Raw genomic sequence first — 17,337 nt, 5'->3', positions numbered from 1 at the left:
ATCCGGTCCGGATGGCCTTCCGGATGCGGGCGTACGTCTGTACCCGTCGAGGCGCTCGTGAGAGAGGTGCGGCGGGTGGCACGGCGGTCGGAGAGCGCGGGGTTACCGCCGACGGATCAGGAGTCCCGGTTCTACGACGGGCTGGCGGAGTTGTACGAGGCCGCCGGGAGGCCTTCGCCGCAGTTCTTGGTCGCGCAGTCGGAACTGCCGGGCAACTCGAGCCTGAAAGAGTCGTCGCTGAACGAGTGGCTGAGCAGGAGGAAGGCCGTCCCGAGGGACACACCGGCTTTCAACTTCTTGATCGCGTTTCTCCACGGCAGGGCCACGGCTCGGAACAGGCGGCCGCAGCCGGTCGGCTACTACAAGGACCTGCGGCGGGCGGCGGCACGGGCGAGGGACGAGGCGCGGGCGCAAGCCCGTGGGAAGGACCTCGAGCGTCGGAGTGCCGAGCCGTCGTCGATGCTCAAGGCGTACGCGCGGGCCGCGGGTGTGCTCTGTTCACGTCATCCCGCTCCGGGGCTCGGGCGCCTCGGCCTCGTCCCGGAACTGCCCGAGGTCTACCAGTCCCAGCGGGGCGTCCTCGTCGTGGGGCGGGCCGGGGGACCTGCGGAGCAGGAGGGCCTTTTCACCGACGGAGATCTGCTGGACCCGGCCGACGTCCTGCGCGGCGGGACGCGTGTGATCGTCGCCGGGCCGGGTGGCGGCAAGTCGAGCCTGCTGCGCGAAGTCCTGCGTGCCGGACTGGACCTCGGCCCGCCGGATCGGCCGGTTCCGGTACTGGTTCCGGCGAGCGCGCTGACGAGCGAGGCGCCCCTCGCCCAGGATCTCGAGCGCCACGTGAGGAAGGAGCTCGGGATCGCGTGGGAGGCGCTGCCGGAGGGGCCGGGCTTCTTCGAGCGGCCACCGCGCCCCGGTTCCGCCTGGCTGGTACTGGTCGACGCCCTTGACGAGGTGATCGATTCCGAACCGCGCCGCCGAGTGCTGGAGAAGATCCGGCATGTCCTGCGCTCGGACGACTTCGTTCACGAGTTCATCGTGGCCACCCGTCCGCTGACCGACTCGGAACTCGCCGTCCTTGGGCCACGGGTCCCGCACTTGGGGCTGGAACCCTTCGACGCGGCCGGACTCCGCGGCTTCGTCCGAAAGTGGGGCGCGGCGCAGGGCGTGGCGGACCCGGATGAGCACGCGACCGTGATGGCGCGGGCGCTGGAGCAGTCGGGGATCGCCAGGCTTGCCCGGATCCCGCTGACCGCCACCATGCTGTGCTTGCTGTACGGCGCCGACCCGCAGCGTTCTGCCGCCCGCAGCCGGGGCCAGCTCTACCGTCAGTTCCTCGACCTGCTTCATGAACGCCAGTTTCAGGGCGGCCTGCGTAAGCGGGTCCACGCCGCACTCGAGCACGTCGGCGGCGATCTGGCCGACAGAACCATCGAAACCCTGCCCAGGCTCGTGGAAGCGCTCGTCTGGGAGCATCTGTCCGGCGTTCCCGGTCTGGTGGCGGGAATGGTGAAACGTCTGAAGCCGGGCCTGGTCCAAGAGGCGGTCTGGGACGAGGTGACCCGAGACCTCCTGTGCAGCACGGGCCTGGTCTCACTGCGGGCGGGCGAACCGACCTTTCTGCACCAGACCATCGTCGAGTATCTGTACGTGCGCTCTGTCGGCGAAAGGCCGGCCGGACTGAGGCGAGCCCTCCGCTCCGAGCTGCGTGTGGGCGGCCGTTGGCCGGGACCGCGCGTAGTTCGACGCATCGTCTTCGAGTGGAGAGACTGGCACGTTCCGGAGGACCGGGACTCCTCCATCGGGTTCATGCTCGACCGGGCCCGCGACCTCGATATCGACTGCACTCCCATGCTGCGCCGCATGGTCAAACTCGGAGGAGTCGCCGGCAGCGCGTTCGTGATGCGGCAGCACGTCCTGGGAACCCACGTCCCTTCCGAGATTCTCGCCATGGCCCTCGACCGGCTCGTACAGGCGTCGAGACGCCGTCGAACGCTGGGTGTGGAGCGCATCCTGGCGGTGGAGTCACTTCTGATATCCGGGGACCCCCGTGGAGAGCAGGCCCTGTCCGACATCTGCGAGGATCCGATGGGCCTCAGGCTCCCGGACTACTTCGAACCGATCCTGGTTCTCACCAGCCCGGACGGGGCGGTCGAAGACACGTCGGACTGGGAGGAAAGGGAGCGGAAACGCTTCCTGCGGAGGCAACGGCAGCGCATCGTATGGGCGTTCACCCGCATCTCCGCCAATCGCGACCTGCCGGACCACGTGCGAGCCCTGGCAGCCACGGCCCAAGCGACGTATCAGCGCCTGACGGAGGACGCAGGCGACATGGAATCGCGTTGATCATCCGTCAGGAACAGCTCTGCTGGTACGTCCCGAGGGTAGGCGTGTAAGCAGCGCAGCCGCTGAACCCGGCCACCCATGCGGCAGTTCAGCGGCCTCCTGGGCGATGCGGCACCGCGCGGTCGGCGGGCGGCTCCGGCGCATGTCTCGTACCCCCTCGCGCCGGGCACGCCACCGTGGTGACCGCGCCGGTGTCCGACGTCCCCCAAGTCGCCCGTGAAACGCACCCGGAATTGCTCGTGTCCCGGATTGCCCGAGCCGGAACAATCTAGGATGGAAGGGACGGATCAGTGGTCAGCAGCCGCGGTTGGAACGGGAGTTCCGGCGCGCGGCCTGAGCTACGGGGGTCTCCGCATGCTCGAAATCACGCTCTTCGGTCCGCGCCGGACCTCCGGGGGCATGCGCCGTGTCACGGCCGGGGGCAGCGGGACCACGCTGCCCGTTCCGCCGGCCGCGGCCGACCTCCTCGCGTATCTCGTGCTGAACCGCAGCCTTCCGCGCCCGCGGGAGGAGATCGCCTCCGCCTTCTGGGGCGAACTGCCCACGTCGCACGCCCGTCGGCGGCTGAACACGACCCTATGGCGACTGCGGCAGGCGATCGAACCACCGGGCACGCCCCGCGGTACCTATGTGCTCATCGAGGCCGCGGACACCCTGGGGTTCAATCCCGACAGTGACGCGCTGATCGACGTGGCGCGGTTCGAGACCACGCTCGCCTCGCTCTCCCACGGGTGCGACGGTACTCCGGCGGGTACGGCGCACAGGCCCGGGGCGGCTCGCGAGCTCGACGAGGAGGCCGTCGCCCAACTCGCCGACGCGGTAATGCTCTACCGGGGTGATCTGCTCGAAGGCGCCTACCAAGACTGGGTCATCACGGAACGGGAGAGGCTGCTGCGTCTGTACCTCTCCGCCCTGTCCCGGCTGGTCGGCTGGCACCGGCGGTCAGGCGACCACGACGTGGCGCTGCACTACGCCCAGCTGATCCTCGACCGGGACCCTCTGCGTGAGGACGTTCATCGCACGATCATCCAGATCCACGCGGCCGCCGGACGCCGCACCCACGCCCTGCGCCAGTACAAGCTGTGCCGCCAACTGCTGGCGGACGAGCTGGGCGTCGAGCCCCTGCCGGAGACCGCGGCGGCGGCGCACGCGGTCGACGACGGCGTGCGCAGGCCACCGCGCCAGGGGGGCGGGGTCCCGGGGAACCAGGTGGAGATCCTGACCGAGCGGCTGTTCAAGGCGCAGCGCGAGCTCCGCGACCTCACCGCCGTGCTGGAGCAAGTGATCGGCGAGCTGCGTGAGATGACGGAGACGGGCTCCCGGCGCGACGGGCGGTTCATGCGGGCACCCACGGCCCCGCCCGGCCCTCGCCGGACGACGAAGACCGCGCGGAGATAGCCCGGCGACAGCGTCGAGACAGCCTCCCTCTACAACGGTCGGCACGCCCCATCACGGCCGTCGCGTTCGAACGGGTGCCGCGCCGGTGGTGGGACGACCTCGGGCCGCTGACAGGAGAGCCATTACGTGATCGACGATGTGACCTCCACCCTCAGGGATCTGGTCGAGAGCCGCTCCGGTCTCCCCGCGGGCTGGGTGGAGGTGAACTCGCTGGACTCCGGCACCAATCTCACGCAGGACAAGCTGCATATCTGTCTGTACGCCGTCGAGGAACACGGCCATGTGCGCAACGGCCCGCTGGTGAGCACGGCGGCCGGGTACGAGCGGCCGCCGCTCGGACTGGCGCTGTCCTATGTGATGACCTTCACCGGGAACCATCTGGAGTGCCAGAAGCGCCTCGCCCGAGTGGCGCAGGTCTTCCATTCCACGCCCCGACTCGGGGCCGCCGAGCTCAGCCCGGCACTCCAGCCGCTGGTCCAGCAGCTCACCGTGCGGCTGCGTTCCCCTTCCTCGGAGGAGCGGACCAGCCTGTGGACCGCGTACGGCCGGGACTTCCGTCTCGCCTTGTACTACGGCGTCGAAGTGGTCCCGCTGCCCCCGCTCGGTCCCGAGAGCACCACCCGGGTCACGGAGCACCGCGTCACGTACGCGGAGGTCAGGCGGTGACCACTGTCCGGCCGGTGGGTGAGTCCGCGCGGCGGACGCTCCGGCACGAGGTGCGCGCCGTGCACGCGACGTCCGGCGCGCCGGTTCCCGTCTCCGCCGCGTTCGTGGGAGGGCCGCCGACGGGTTGGGAGCTGCGCGTGGTCTCGGCGGGCTCCGTCGCCGTGACCGCGCAGGGTGCCGGGCGGCAACCGCCGGTGCCGCCCGTACGGCTGCGGCTCACGGCCGCCCCTGCCGCCGCGCTGCATCTGGCGGCACCCGAATCGGTGATCACGCTGGACCAGGGTGTGGTGACGCACCGTTTCGTCCCCCGGCCGTCGATTCTGGAGGTCGTGCTCGTCACCGCGCAGGGACCCAGTGTGGGTCGAACCGTGTCCGCGCACCCGACCAAGGGCGCCGAACCGGCCGCGCAACTGCCCGAAGTGCCCGGTGAACCAGGCTGCTACCGCTCGGCGCCCACGGTCTGGGCCGAGGGCTTCCATCGGTTCGAGATCCGCGTCGACGGAAACCTGCTGCGCAAGGCCTTCCTCGACACCGCCCGCCGGACCACCCGCATCCGGCTCATCGACACCACGACGTGAGCAGCGCTGGAGGCCAGCCGTGATCAGCTATCAGTCACCCGGCGTCTACATCGAAGAGGTCGCCGCCGGTCCCCAACCCGTCACGGCCGCGCCGACGAGCGTGGTCGCGGTCGTCGGCGCGACCCAGCGGGGCCCCGTCCAGGAGCCGACGCGGATCACCGGCTGGTCGGAGTTCCAGGCGGTCTTCGGTGCCCGTCCGGTGCCCGGCGGGTACACCGCCCAGGCCGTCTACGGGTTCTTCGAGAACGGGGGACCGGCGGCCTATGTCGTGCGTGCCGACGACTCCGTACGCGCAACCTGGGAGGTGCTGCGCGCCGACAACGCGACCGTCGGGTTCGGGGTCGAGGCGACGTCTCCCGGGAGCTGGGCGAACGAGCTGGGTGTCGCGGTCACGCTCGACACCACCGCAGGCAGCGGCGTGCTCTACGCCGGCCGGGTGAAGCTCGCGGCGGACGACTCCCTCGCCGCCGGCCAGCACCAGAAGACCCTGACGGTCAGCTCGGTCGTCGGAGTGGCCGCGGGTGACCCGGTCCTGGTCGTGACGTCCACGGGCGCGCCCCGGGCGGCCACGGTCGAGTCCGTCGACGCCACAGGGTCCCGGCTCACCCTCGCCGTGCCCGCGGGCACGGAACTCGCCCTGCCGGCCAAGGCGACGTGGGTGGTGGCCGCCGTGCCGTCGACGGGCACGGCGTTGAGGCTGGCGACGGGCTCCGGTTTCCAGCGCGGGGACGTCGTGACGGCGGTGACGCCTTCGATGGGCAGGGCGTCAGCGGTCGTGGAGGGCCTGGCGGCCGCCGCGCCCGGCCTGATGCTCACCCTGGCCGCCAAGGTGAACCAGGCCCTGCCCGGCGGCGAGTTCGCCGTGCGCGTCGTACGCCTCACCGCCGATCTGCCGGCGCCCACCTCGCCCGACCCGAAGGTCGTGCCGCTGAGCGCGCTGTCCTGGAAGGACGCTCCCACGCCGGAGGCCGCGGACCTTCAGACAGGGCACCAGGCGGTCACCGCCGGCGGGCTGACGGGTGTGTGGGAGAAGGCCAGGACCCGCCTGGAGTTCCCCGCGGACGTGCCGGCCGGACCGGTCGAGGTCGACGTACAGCTGGCGGCCAGGCAGTTCCGGGAGACGGTGACGCTGGACCACCCGTCACGCGCGTCGCTCGCCGAGAGGTACTCGTTCGTGCCGGACGGCACGGTGGTGAGGCTCTCCGGTGCGGGCGGTGACACGCTCTCCCTCACCCGCGACTCCGCGAAGGACGACGGCTGGGCCGCCGCGGCGAGCGACCCTGCCGACAAGGTGTGGACCCAGGTCGACATCGGGAAGCCCGCCGATGCGACCAAGGGCATCGTGGTGCGGTGCGTACGGCCCCCCGAGCCGGGCAGCGACTTCGTCGAGCTCGAACCGGACAAGCGGTACGCCGTCGCCCGTGCCGACCACAAGGGCGGCAACGTCTACGTCGTCTCCGTCGAGGGCACGGCACCCGTCCCCGTGGGAGACAGTGGGCGCTACCCGCTGTTCGCGTTCCAGACGACCACCCTGAACCCGCTGCGTTTCGCCCTCAGGGTCACCGAGCGGGGCGCGGAGGTGGAGAGCTACACCCAGCTCGCGATGCACCCGGACCATCCGCGCCACTACCGGAGGGACGGCATCGTCAACGGCGTGTCCCCGCGGATCACGGTGGGACCGCCGGCCGGTGGCGCGCTCGCACCGGACACCCTGCCCCGGTTCGTCCGGCCCAAGGTGTCCGGCTCCGACCGCCCCGTCACGACCGCCGCCCTCAAGACGGGCTTCGATCAGCTCGAACGCGTCACCGAGCCCGCGATGGTGATCTGCCCGGACCTGCTGACCTTCGCGGACCCGCTGCTCCAGGCCGACGTGGTCGGGGCGATGACCCGGCACTGCGAGGAGTTCCGCCGCATCGCGATCGTCGACGCGCCCGCGTACGGAGACGACAGACAGCTGGCGGAGTGGCGCGGCACGGTCGTCAACAGCGTCCAGGCAGCCACCTACGCCCCGCATGTGAGGATGGTCAACCTCGAGACGGACGCGGCCGAACGCATCGTGACGGTGCCGCCCAGCGGCTTCGTGGCCGGGGTGTTCGCCCGCACGGACCGGGAGCGGGGTGTGCACAAGGCCCCCGCCAACGAACGCGTCAAGGGCATCGTGGGGACGGCCGAGGACTACACACAGCGACGGCAGGACCTGCTGAACCCGGCGGGGGTGAACCTCATCCGCGCCTTCCCCGGCCGGGGCACACGCGTCTGGGGCGCCAGGACGTCCTCCGACGACGCGTTGTGGCGGTACGTCAGCGTCCGGCGGCTGTTCAACCTGATCGAGACGTCCGTCGAGCGCAGTACCAACTGGGTCGTCTTCGAACCGAACACCCAGGACACCTGGCTGCGCATCAGGGTCTCGGTGGAGAACTTCCTGGACCAGCTCTTCCGCAGCGGTGCCCTCGCCGGTACCAGTCCGGAGCAGGCGTACCGGGTGCGGGTCGGGCTCGGCGAGACCATGACCGAGACCGATGTCGACCTGGGCCTGGTCGTCACCGAGGTGGCGGTGGCCCCGGCCAAGCCCGCGGAGTTCGTGATCTTCCGGTTCAGTCACAAGCGGCTGACGGAGTGACGCCTCCTTTGTCCCCGTGAACCGATCGACGCAACGAGGAGGACAGGCCATGGACTACCCGATGACAGCCCTCAACTTCAAAGTGGGATGGGGGGATTCCACCTCCAGCTTCTCCGAGGTGAGCGGGCTGACGATGGAGACGGAGACGGTCGAGTACCGAGGTGGCGCACACCCCGAGCAGACCGTGCGGAAGATGCCCGGGCTGCGCAAGTACGGCAGCGTGACGCTCAAGCGCGGGATCGTGCCGGCGGCCGGGAACGGGCTGTTCGCCTGGTTCGACCAGGTCCAGTCGGGGGGCGACTTCCGGCGCGTGGTCACCGTGAGTCTGTGCAACGAACAGCAGGAGATCGTGATGACCTGGACCATGAAGAGCGCCTGGCCCGTCAAGCTCGAGGGGCCGGGGCTCAAGGGGACGGGCACCGATGTGGCGATCGAGTCACTGGAGTTCGCCCACGAGGGCATCACGGTCACGATCCCCTGAGCCATGGACAGCATCGGACACCCCTACACCACCGCCTTCTTCCGGCTGCGGATCGACGGTCTGACGATGGCGGACTTCAGCGAGTGCACCGGGCTGGCGGCGGAGACCGGGGTCGAGGAGTACGCCGAGGGCGGTGAGAACCGCTTCACGCACCGCTTCCCGTCCAGGGGTTCGGCACCCAGCCTGGTGCTCAAGCGGGGTGCCACCGCGGACCGGGGGCTGTGGGACTGGTACTCCGAGTACGGCCGCCTCGGCAGGGTCGGCCCCCGGGACGGCCAGGTGCAGCTGCTCGGCATGGTGGACGGGAAACCGGCGCCCGTGCGGGTCTGGTCGTTCCGGCGCGGCTGGCCGGTGAAGATCGCCGGCCCCGATCTCGACGCGATGTCCGTCGGCGTCGCCGTCGAGTCCGTCGAGATCGCCCATCAGGGACTCACCCTCGTCACCCTCCCCGGCTGACCGCACGTTGCCCGGCCCCCTTTCCGTACCCCCGCTTCCCGCAGCGCACTTGACCCGAGGAGACCCCGATGGCCGTTGTGATCGGCGAGATCGTGAGCGAGGTGACGCTCACCGGCACCTCCGCCGCCACCGTTCCGTCCGCGGGACCCACCGCGGGCGGCGGCGGTGCGGCGGAGGACGAACTGGTCGAGCGGGTGGTGCGCCGGGCCACCGAGCGGGTGCTCGAACAGCTGCGCAGGGACTGGGAGGCCTGAGGGTGATCCTCGAGGAGAACCAGCTAGCCAAGCTCACCCTCGACGTCTTCCGCGACCAGCGCTTCACCGAGCCGGCCGGACGGTGGCAGGCCCAGTTCAACCCCACCGAGCTGTCCTTCGGTCTCAAGAACCGCTACACCAACGAGCAGCCGGCCGGCGCCAGCAAGCCCGCCACCTCCTACGCGGGCGGCGAGCCGGACCAGCTCACCATCGAGTTCTTCTTCGACGGCACCGGTGTGGTGGAGGCCGCCGAGACGGTCCGGGCCCGTCTCCAGGCGCTGCTCGCACTCACCCGCTTCCAGCCCGAGAGCCACGCCCCCTACTATGTGCGGCTGCACTGGGGGGACTTCGTCTTCCCCGGCGTGATGCTGAGCGCCGATGTCACCTACCAGCTCTTCGACCGGCAGGGCGAGCCCGTCCGGGCCCGGGTCAAGGTGACCTTCCAGGAGGTCGTCGAGCCGGACGACCTCGCCAGGACGGAACGCAGGGAATCGTCGGACCTGTACCAGACCTGGCTCGTGCGCGAGGGCGACACCATCGACGGGATCGCCCACCGCGTGTACGGAACCGTCGACTTCTGGCGGCCGGTCGCCGAGGCGAACCGCCTGGCCAACCCGCGGCGCCTGACCCCGGGAACGGTACTCGTGCTGCCCCCGAAGGCGGGATGAGCCATGGCCGCCACCGCGACCGCGACCGACCTCGTCGGCGGCATCCCCGACCTGCCGGACTTCACGCTCAGACTGGCCGGGCGGGACGTCGAGCCCCAGGTACGGCTCGACGTACTGGAGATCGACGTCAGCGCGGAGGTCCAACGCCACGGGCGGGCCGCTCTGCTCGTACGGAACTGGGACGCCGACACCCGGCAGGTCCGCTACTCCGACGGCGAACTGTTCGCCCCCGGCACCGCCGTGGACCTCTCACTCGGGTGGCGCGGCACGCTGCATCCGGTGTTCTCCGGTGTCCTCACCGCCGTGACGGCCCGCTTCGGCGCGGCCTCGGGCCCCGTGCTGGAGATCGCCTGCCGCACCCGCAGCGCCCTGCTGGCAGCCGTGCCCCGCGCACGCGTCTACGAGGAGTCGACCGACGGCGACGTCGCCGCCGAGATCGCGGCCGCCTACGGCCTCACGGCCGACGCGGCCGACGGCATCCATCAGCCGGTGGTGGCCTTCTGCGGCGTCACCGACTGGGACTGGCTGACCGGCCGTGCCGCGGAACTGGGCTACGTGGCGTACGTCGAGGGCGACCGACTCGTCTTCCGGCCTGCGGCAGAACCGTCCGACGACGACCTCGTCCTCGAGTACGGCAGCACGCTGCGGGAGCTGAGGCTCACCCGCGAGGTGTCCGGGCGGGCCGATCCCGTCTCGGTCGCCGGATTCGACCCCGCCACCCTGGAGACGGTCGTCGCGGACGCCGGGAGCGACCGCGCCGAGCCGGGGCCGCAGGGCCGCGCGACACCGGCCGAGGACCTCCGGAAGGCCGGGTGGCCGCTGCGCGAGGCCCACCTCGGCACCTCCGCCGGGATCTCCTTTGAGGAGGCGGACCGGCGGGCGGTCGCCGCCGCCTCCGGCGAGGTGCTGCGCCACTTCCACGGCGGCGGCAGCACCGTGGGGCTGCCCCGGCTGCGGGCCGACTCCTGGCTGCGCTTCACCGGGATCGGCTCCGCCTTCGGCGGGCGTCACTACGTCAGCGCCGTACGGCACCGGCTGGGCAGGAGCGGCTACACGACGGAGTTCCAGCTCGGCTCCCCTCCCGCGCTGCGCCCGCCCGCCCCGCGGGTCACGGCCGGTGCCGGCACCAGGGGAGGCCACGGGCTGCTGCTCGGCATCGTGGAGGACCTCGACGACGAGCAGAAGCTGGGCCGGGTGAAGGTGGGATTCCCGTGGCTGGCACCCGCGCTCGAACCGGTCTGGGCGAGGCTGAGCACGCTGTCGGCCGGCGCGGACCACGGCACGTGGTTCGTCCCCGACGTCGGCCAGGAGGTGCTGGTGGGGTTCATCGACCACGACAGCAGGTTCCCGGTGGTGCTGGGCGCCCTGTGGAACGGCAGGGCGGCCCCGCCCGAGCGGATGGACCCCAAGGCCAATGCCGTGCGGTCCGTGGTCACCCCGGCCGGTCACCGGCTCAGCTTCGACGACTCCTCGAACGGCCGGATCGCCCTGACCACCGCGGGCGGCCACCGCATCGAACTCGACGACGCCAAGGGCGAGATCGTCCTGGCCGAGACGTCCGGCACCTGCTCGCTCACGCTGTCCGAGAAGGGCGTGGCGATCGTCGCCGGCAGCGGCGACATCACGCTGTCCGCACCGGCCGGGACCGTGAACGTGGACGCGGCGACGCTCAGGGCCAAGGCCAAGGGCGCCTCCACCGTGGAGAGCGCGGCCGGCCTGGAACTCAAGGCGGCGGGCTCGCTGTCCGTCTCCGGCGCACTGGTGAAGATCAACTAGGGGGTACGGCTGTGAAGACGGTTGCCCGGCGCTCGTCCACTCCGCGCGGTGCCGCGGCCTGCCGCGACGGAGGCAGCTGATGCCCGCCGCTTCCCGGAACGGAGCCCGCTGATGCCCGCCGCCGCCAGGGTCACCGATCTCACCGCGCACGGCGGTGCGGTGGCCGGCCCGGGTGCGGCGACCGTACTGATCGCCGGGCTCCCAGCGGCCGTGCTCGGCGATCTGCACGCCTGTCCGATCCAGCCCGGCCATCCGCCGAGCACCCCCTTCACCTCCGGCAGCCCCACCGTGCTCATCGCGGGGCGTCCCGCGCTGCGGGCAGGCGATCCGTGCGGTTGCGGGGCGTCCGTCGTCGTCGGCGCTCCCACGGTGGTGATCGGATGAGTGACTACCCGCACCTCGGTACCGGCTGGCGGTTTCCGGTCCGCTGGCACCAGGACGGCGAAGGCGGCGGCCGTGTCGCGACCGTGGACGGCGAAGACGCCGTGGCCCAGTCGATCCGCCTCATCGTGCGGACCACCCTGGGGGAGCGCGTGATGAGGCCGGACTTCGGATCGACCGCCGAGGACCAGGTGTTCGGGATCAGGGACGCCGCGTCCTGCCACCGGCTCGCCCATGAGCTGCGCACCGCGGTGCTGCGCTTCGAACCGCGGGCCATCGTGGACCGGCTCGAGGCGGTCGTGTCCGGCACCGGCGACGAACGGGTGGAGGTCACGGTGGAGTTCAGGATCGACCCGCACCGGCGGCCCACCAGCCTCGTGCTCCCCTTCTATCTTGAGGACCGGGCATGAGCCGCACCACCGGGGCGGAACCTGGATCCGGGCGTGTCTCACGGGACGAGGTCATCGCCGAGATGGCGCGGTCCGCCGCCGCGGCCAGGCCGGTTCCCCATCTGCCGCCCGCGCCCTCGGGTACGTTGCCGACCTGGGCCGATCTGCTGTTCCACGACCCGCTTCCGCAGGGCCGGACCTCGGCCGTACTCCGGCCCGCCGGGGACCCCTCCCAGGCGGTGCTGCTGGCCGTCGCGGCCCTGCACGAGGGCCTCGCGCGGCATTTCGCGCAGCTTCCCGGCCGGGCGCGGCTGGCCTGGCTGTCCGAGCGGCTCGGCATCTCGCGCCGTCCCATGGAACCGGACAGCGTGGTGGCCGCCTTCACCGTGGCACCGCCACGACGCGCGGAGCCCGCCGCCGGGCCCGTCGTCCTGCCGTCGGGCACCGAACTGCGAGGAGGGCGCACGGCAGGCGGGGCCGAGCGGATCTACGCGACGACCGACACGCTCACCCTTCAGGGCGCCGGGATCTCCCGGGTCATGGGCACCCTGGCCACAGCCGACGGCGACCGGACCGCGGACCGGCGGGACCCCGAAGCGCCCTTCGCGCCGTTCGCCGGGCAAGGGGCCGTCCACCGGCTCGACATCGTCAGCGACGTGCTCGCGTTCACCGGCGGCACCGCGACCGTGACCGTGACCTTCCCCGGGCAGGACACCGCCGGCCTGGCGGGTACGACCTGGCAGTGGTCGACCCCCGAGGGTCTGGCCACCGTGCTGCCCGGCTCGCCGGTGTACGACGGCGAGAGCGTGCGGCTCGTCCTGACGGGGGCGTGCGGCCCGCTGGCGGTCGACGGGGAGCAACTGACCTTCCTGCGTGCCCGCTTCGACGGTGACGCCGCCCCGGCCGGGGCCTTCGCCTTCGAAACCGCCGAGGTGCGGGTGCGGATGGAGCGTGAGGCCGTCGTGCCCGAGGGCGGCGCCACCGGGAACGGCGCGGTCGACCTCACCCGTGAGTTCCAGCCCTTCGGCCCGACACCTCGGCGCGGCGACAGCTTCTATCTGCGTTCGGAGGAAGCGTTCGGAAAGCCGCTGGACAGCCTGACCCTGACCTTCGAACTCCTCGACGACAGCGGCAACGGGCTCATGGCCGTGGACTACGCCGCGCCGGTCCAGCAGTGGTACGCCGAAGGGCTGTTCGCGAAGGGCATCGACGTCATCGGCAAGATCCCGTACAAGGAACCCGACCCCGGCATCCAGTGGCAGCGCCGGGCCGGAGGCACCTGGCAGACCTTCAGCACGGCCGGCCGTAGACTCCACGGCCGCAGGACCGCCACCGTCGCGGTGGACGGCACGCCGCTCTCCGACCCCACCGAAGTCGGCGGCGTCACGGGCCGTTTCATGCGGCTGTTCCTCAGCAGCGGCGACTTCGGCTGGGAGGACCACCTGCGCCGGATCGCCCGGTTCGCCGAGGACGTCGCGACGGCCAGGAGCCCGCGGGCCGGTGACCTCATCGCGCCCACCCCGCCGACCGCGTCGCGGGTGACCATCGCGTACCGCACCCAGTCGGTTTCCGTGCGGGACCTGCGGACGCGCAACGGGCACGCCACCCGGCGGCTCGACCTTCCCGGCCCCGTCGCACGCCCCTTCCGGCAGCCCCTGGACACCTCCGAGGGAGCGCACGGCGCGGTCGCTCTCGGCTTCACGGGGCTGCGCCCCGACGCGGTCGGCGGACTCTCCTTCCACGTGCGGGTCGGCCAGGCCCCCGCCTGCGCCTCCTCGGGCCGGGGCCATGACGCGACCTGGGAGTACTGGACCACGGCGGACGCCTGGCAGCCGCTGCACGTGCTCGACGGCACCAAGGGGCTGCGGCAGAGCGGGGTCGTGAGAACCCTGCTGCCCGCCGACTGGGCCGAAGGCTGCGCGGACCAGGGCGCGGCCACGGACCGCTGGTTGCGCCTGCGCACCTCGACGCCCCATCTGGTGGGCGAGATCCTGGACATCCGCACGGACGCCGTCACAGCCGTGTGCCGCAGCGCGCCCGACCCCCAGGCGGACCGCGGCCCGTCGACCGCACCGGCCGCGGGGGAGCTGAAGGGACTGCGCCGTCCGATCCCCGGTGTGAAGGTGTCCAACCCCGGCGCGGGCACACCGGGCCGGGCCGCCGAGACCGACGAGGAGTATCTGCGCCGCGCCACCGGTGTGGTGCGGCACCGGGGGCGGGCGATCCAGCCCTGGGACTACGAGACGCTCGTCAAGGACACCTTCCCCGAGGTCGCCGCCGTACGGTGCCTGCCGCACACGGGGGCGGACGGCTGCGCCGAGCCCGGCTCGGTCGCCCTGGTGGTCGTCCCCCGCGGCGCCGAGCGACTGCCCCTGCCGGGCGTCACACTGGCCGAGCGCATCCTCGCCCGCCTGGAGCCCGTCCGCTCCCCGCACGCACGGCCGGTGGTGCTGTGCCCCCTGTACGAACAGGTGGGAGTCCACGCGCGGATCGCCCTGGCTCCGGGCGTCGCCGCCGCCGGGGCACGCGAGAGCCTGACCGCCGCTCTGGAGGCCCGACTGCACCCGGGCGGAAGCGGCTTCGCCGACTTCGGCCGCGCGCTCTACCCCTCGTCGCTCACCGTCTTCCTCGAGGAACGGCCAGAGGTGGACCACGTGCGGGACCTGCGGCTGCTGCCCCCGCACACCGGCCTGCCCAGGGTCGGCACCGACGCGTGCCGCGGACTGATCGCATCGGCCGGACATCATGAACTCGTCCTCGAGGAGCGCCTGTGACGCAGCCGAAGCCCGGTGCGGTCCCGTCCGCTCCCCCCTCGCTCCCCGCCCCCCTGCGCGCCGTCACCGCCCCGGCCCCCGACGCCGACTTCGCCGCGCTGCTCGAGACGGCCATGGAGACCGTACGGGAGTACGCGGCCGACTGGACCGACCACAACCCCAGCGACCCCGGTATCACGCTGCTGGAATCCGTGGTCTGGTCGATGGCCGATCTGCACTACCGCACCGAGAACCGGCCCCTGTCCGGCTGGTCGGCCGAGACGGGGCTGTTCCGGGACGCCGCAGAGCTGCACTGGAGCCGTGCGCCGCTGCCGCGGGACCCGGACGGCCTCAAGGCCCTGGGAGACCTCCTCGCCGGGCTGACTCCCGCAGACCGTCAAGCCGTCCGGGCGGCACCGACCGGACAGGCCGCCGCCGACCAGCTCAGCCGTCCGACGGCCCCCGGAGGGGATCCGGCCGATGAGGCGGCCTTGCGCGCGGCGGCCGTCCGGCTGCTGCGCGCCCCGCTCGTACGGCAGGCGGCACTCGACGCGACAGCACCGGCCACGGAACCGCCGCCAGGCGCAAGGGCGTTGCTCTTCGCCGAGGAACAGGCGGCGATCGGCGAGCGCCACCGCCGTGCGAGCGCGGCGGAGCGTCTGCGTGCCCTGGAGGGCCGGGTGCGTGAGCTGGTGTCGGCGGCGGCCGACCGCGTCGCCGCCCAGACCGTGCTGGCGGCGGAACTGGACCTCGACGCGCGGGCGGCGGCGGACGCCGTGGGCATCCATCCCGCGCCCCCGGGCGCGCGCCCGGAGGACTGGGAACGAGCCGACGGCGCCACCACGTGCTGGCCACCGCACCCACTTCAGGCCCGCACCGTCGAGCCCGTCACCACCGACGACTACGCGCGGCTCGCCGTCGGCGTGACCCACGATGTCACCGGGGCGGCGGACGGCAGCGGGATCGTGACCGTCGAACGGGCCTGGGCGGTGCCCGGAGTGCTCCCCGGAATCGGCTTCGACGGCCGGGACACCCAGGACGAGGCCGACCACGGGGGAGCCGCCAGACCAGGGGCGATCACCTTGCTGGTGCAGCCCGACCGGCCGGCCGCACTCACAACCGGCGACGCGCGTCGCCGCTTCCTGCACACCGTGCTGGCCGAGACCCTCTCCGGGCCGGACGAGACGGCCGAGGTCGACCAGCCGTACGAGAACCCGCACCTCGACCTCGACCGGCTCGCACCACGCCGGCTGATCGGTGACGAGGTCGGCGCCGCCCTCCTGGGAACGTGCCCGATCGCCCTGCGCGGAGTCGTGTACGTGCCGGTGACGGCCTCCCGGCAGCGCGTTCTGCGCGACGCCCTGGCCAGGATCGGGGCGCTGCTGAAGGCAGGCCGCAAGGAGAGCGCGGACATCACGGCCGAGCCCGGCCACCCCCGCCACACGGACGGACCCTGGCCGCGCACGGGCCGCCCCGCCGCCACGGCGGCCGGAGGATGGCGCCCCGGTGAACCGGTCCGGCTGGCGGAACTGGTCCAGGTGATCTCCGGCGACCCGGAGGTGCTCGGTGTGGAGGACCTAGCGGCGGCGGTACTGCCGGACGGCCGGCCCGAGTGGCACTCGGGCGAACTTCCTCTCCCTCGGCACTGTGTGCCCGTGCTGGCCCCCGACGACCGGCATTGTCTGACCGTCCGCCTGGAACTGCGCGAAGGGTGCGCCGATGGCTGCTGAGTACACGACGATCGCCACGCATCTGCCGGGCGTGTTCGCGGCCGACCGCGAGAGCTTCGAGCAGATCGAGGGATTCCTGGCACTCGTCGACGACCTGAACCGGGCCTACCTGGACCGCCTGGCGGAACTGCCCCTCTGGTACAGCCCGGCCGGCGCCGCCTGGCCCCCGGGGCTGCCCGCCGACGCGGGCGGCGACGCCCTCCTCACCCGCATCTCCGAGCTCTACGACGAACTGGCCGACTGGTACGGCTTCGTCTTCCCCGGGACGTGGCGCGACGCACAAGGACTCACGCGCAAAAGGGAGTTCCTGGAGAAGGCGGCCCGGCTGTGGCGCCGCCGCGGCACCCCCCGCGGCTTCCTCGACTGGTTCTGCCTGTGGTTCGGCCTCAGCGAACCCTCGCAACGGCCGCTCCTGGTCGAGCACTTCAAGTACGCCACGGCAGGGGAGCGCGCCGGGACACCGCACACCGACACCGACGGACGCCGACGGCCGCTGCCCTGGCTGCGCGCCACCCTGTTCGTACCGGTCTCGGCCGCGTTCCCGGACGCCGCCGCGCGCACGGAGGCCTCCCTGGTCGTCGAACGCTACGCGCCCGCCCATGTGCTGACGCGGCTGTGCTGGGTCCCCGACGGCTTCGTCCTGGAGCGGCGACAGGGCCCGGGGGCGGACGATCCGGAGACCGAGGAGGAGTTCCGGGAGCGGGTCCGGGGGTTGTTGTGCGGGCTGGTCGACCTCACCGAACACAAGGACGGCCTGCGGCTGGGGAGCTGCATCGACGAGGGCGCGGCCGCCGACAGGCTGGACGTCGGCCGACTTCCCACCGACGTGACGGAGGCTTGAGCG

The 17,337-nt window shown here is 72.3% G+C and carries 15 protein-coding genes; all 15 read left to right on the top strand.

All coding sequences use genetic code 11. From position 1 onward, the window contains the following. The first annotated feature begins 75 nt into the window (after positions 1-75). Positions 76-2,343 carry an NACHT domain-containing protein gene (locus ACFYR0_RS28815; RefSeq protein ID WP_389334241.1) on the top strand — a complete coding sequence of 756 codons (2,268 nt, stop codon included), beginning with the start codon at positions 76-78 and terminating at the stop codon, positions 2,341-2,343. Between the two features lie 354 nt (positions 2,344-2,697). Then, entirely contained in the window at positions 2,698-3,741 is a 1,044-nt protein-coding gene (locus ACFYR0_RS28810; RefSeq protein WP_389334239.1) for a BTAD domain-containing putative transcriptional regulator, read from the top strand. A gap of 126 nt (positions 3,742-3,867) precedes the next feature. Further along, positions 3,868-4,407 (top strand): Pvc16 family protein, encoded by a 540-nt coding sequence (locus ACFYR0_RS28805; RefSeq protein ID WP_389334237.1) that lies wholly within the window; start codon positions 3,868-3,870, stop codon positions 4,405-4,407. Further along, positions 4,404-4,985 (top strand): hypothetical protein, encoded by a 582-nt coding sequence (locus ACFYR0_RS28800; protein ID WP_389334235.1) that lies wholly within the window; start codon positions 4,404-4,406, stop codon positions 4,983-4,985. The genes ACFYR0_RS28805 and ACFYR0_RS28800 overlap by 4 nt, the downstream gene beginning before the upstream one ends. A 19-nt stretch (positions 4,986-5,004) precedes the next feature. Next, the gene (locus ACFYR0_RS28795; protein ID WP_389334233.1) at positions 5,005-7,605 is read left to right on the top strand and encodes a phage tail sheath subtilisin-like domain-containing protein; all 2,601 of its coding nucleotides are present in this window, start codon (positions 5,005-5,007) and stop codon (positions 7,603-7,605) included. Between the two features lie 49 nt (positions 7,606-7,654). Next, positions 7,655-8,086 (top strand): phage tail protein, encoded by a 432-nt coding sequence (locus ACFYR0_RS28790; RefSeq protein WP_389334231.1) that lies wholly within the window; start codon positions 7,655-7,657, stop codon positions 8,084-8,086. Between the two features lie 3 nt (positions 8,087-8,089). Beyond that, positions 8,090-8,542, top strand: a complete 453-nt coding sequence (locus ACFYR0_RS28785) for a phage tail protein (RefSeq protein WP_389334228.1) — start codon at positions 8,090-8,092, stop codon at positions 8,540-8,542. Between the two features lie 68 nt (positions 8,543-8,610). After that, positions 8,611-8,796 (top strand): hypothetical protein, encoded by a 186-nt coding sequence (locus ACFYR0_RS28780; RefSeq protein ID WP_389334225.1) that lies wholly within the window; start codon positions 8,611-8,613, stop codon positions 8,794-8,796. 2 nt (positions 8,797-8,798) lie between these two features. Continuing rightward, positions 8,799-9,464 carry a LysM peptidoglycan-binding domain-containing protein gene (locus ACFYR0_RS28775; protein WP_386376670.1) on the top strand — a complete coding sequence of 222 codons (666 nt, stop codon included), beginning with the start codon at positions 8,799-8,801 and terminating at the stop codon, positions 9,462-9,464. A 3-nt stretch (positions 9,465-9,467) separates the two neighbouring features. Continuing rightward, positions 9,468-11,240 carry a phage baseplate assembly protein V gene (locus ACFYR0_RS28770; protein WP_389334221.1) on the top strand — a complete coding sequence of 591 codons (1,773 nt, stop codon included), beginning with the start codon at positions 9,468-9,470 and terminating at the stop codon, positions 11,238-11,240. Positions 11,241-11,351: 111 nt separating this feature from the next. Beyond that, positions 11,352-11,624: a PAAR domain-containing protein gene (locus ACFYR0_RS28765; protein WP_389334218.1), complete on the top strand. Its 273-nt coding sequence runs from the start codon at positions 11,352-11,354 to the stop codon at positions 11,622-11,624. Then, entirely contained in the window at positions 11,621-12,031 is a 411-nt protein-coding gene (locus tag ACFYR0_RS28760) for a GPW/gp25 family protein (RefSeq protein ID WP_389334215.1), read from the top strand. The genes ACFYR0_RS28765 and ACFYR0_RS28760 overlap by 4 nt, the downstream gene beginning before the upstream one ends. Further along, entirely contained in the window at positions 12,028-14,784 is a 2,757-nt protein-coding gene (locus ACFYR0_RS28755) for a baseplate J/gp47 family protein (RefSeq protein ID WP_389334212.1), read from the top strand. The genes ACFYR0_RS28760 and ACFYR0_RS28755 overlap by 4 nt, the downstream gene beginning before the upstream one ends. Further along, a complete protein-coding gene (locus tag ACFYR0_RS28750; protein WP_389334210.1) occupies positions 14,781-16,493 on the top strand; it encodes a hypothetical protein in 1,713 nt (570 codons plus the stop codon). The genes ACFYR0_RS28755 and ACFYR0_RS28750 overlap by 4 nt, the downstream gene beginning before the upstream one ends. Continuing rightward, positions 16,483-17,334: a hypothetical protein gene (locus tag ACFYR0_RS28745; protein WP_389334207.1), complete on the top strand. Its 852-nt coding sequence runs from the start codon at positions 16,483-16,485 to the stop codon at positions 17,332-17,334. Before ACFYR0_RS28750 ends, ACFYR0_RS28745 begins: the two co-directional genes overlap by 11 nt. Positions 17,335-17,337: the final 3 nt, after the last annotated feature.

Origin of the sequence: Streptomyces sp. NPDC005017, assembly GCF_042873115.1 — a bacterium.
Lineage (GTDB): Bacteria > Actinomycetota > Actinomycetes > Streptomycetales > Streptomycetaceae > Streptomyces.
The sequence above is the reverse complement of the archived record's forward strand: the minus strand, read 5'-3'. Positions and strand labels throughout refer to the sequence as shown.

Coding starts and splice junctions, on each gene's coding strand:
- ACFYR0_RS28810 (WP_389334239.1), top strand. CDS start 2,698: ATGCTCGAAATCACGCTCTTCGGTCCGCGCCGGACCTCCGGGGGCATG.
- ACFYR0_RS28790 (WP_389334231.1), top strand. CDS start 7,655: ATGGACTACCCGATGACAGCCCTCAACTTCAAAGTGGGATGGGGGGAT.
- ACFYR0_RS28785 (WP_389334228.1), top strand. CDS start 8,090: ATGGACAGCATCGGACACCCCTACACCACCGCCTTCTTCCGGCTGCGG.
- ACFYR0_RS28780 (WP_389334225.1), top strand. CDS start 8,611: ATGGCCGTTGTGATCGGCGAGATCGTGAGCGAGGTGACGCTCACCGGC.
- ACFYR0_RS28770 (WP_389334221.1), top strand. CDS start 9,468: ATGGCCGCCACCGCGACCGCGACCGACCTCGTCGGCGGCATCCCCGAC.
- ACFYR0_RS28765 (WP_389334218.1), top strand. CDS start 11,352: ATGCCCGCCGCCGCCAGGGTCACCGATCTCACCGCGCACGGCGGTGCG.
- ACFYR0_RS28760 (WP_389334215.1), top strand. CDS start 11,621: ATGAGTGACTACCCGCACCTCGGTACCGGCTGGCGGTTTCCGGTCCGC.
- ACFYR0_RS28755 (WP_389334212.1), top strand. CDS start 12,028: ATGAGCCGCACCACCGGGGCGGAACCTGGATCCGGGCGTGTCTCACGG.
- ACFYR0_RS28745 (WP_389334207.1), top strand. CDS start 16,483: ATGGCTGCTGAGTACACGACGATCGCCACGCATCTGCCGGGCGTGTTC.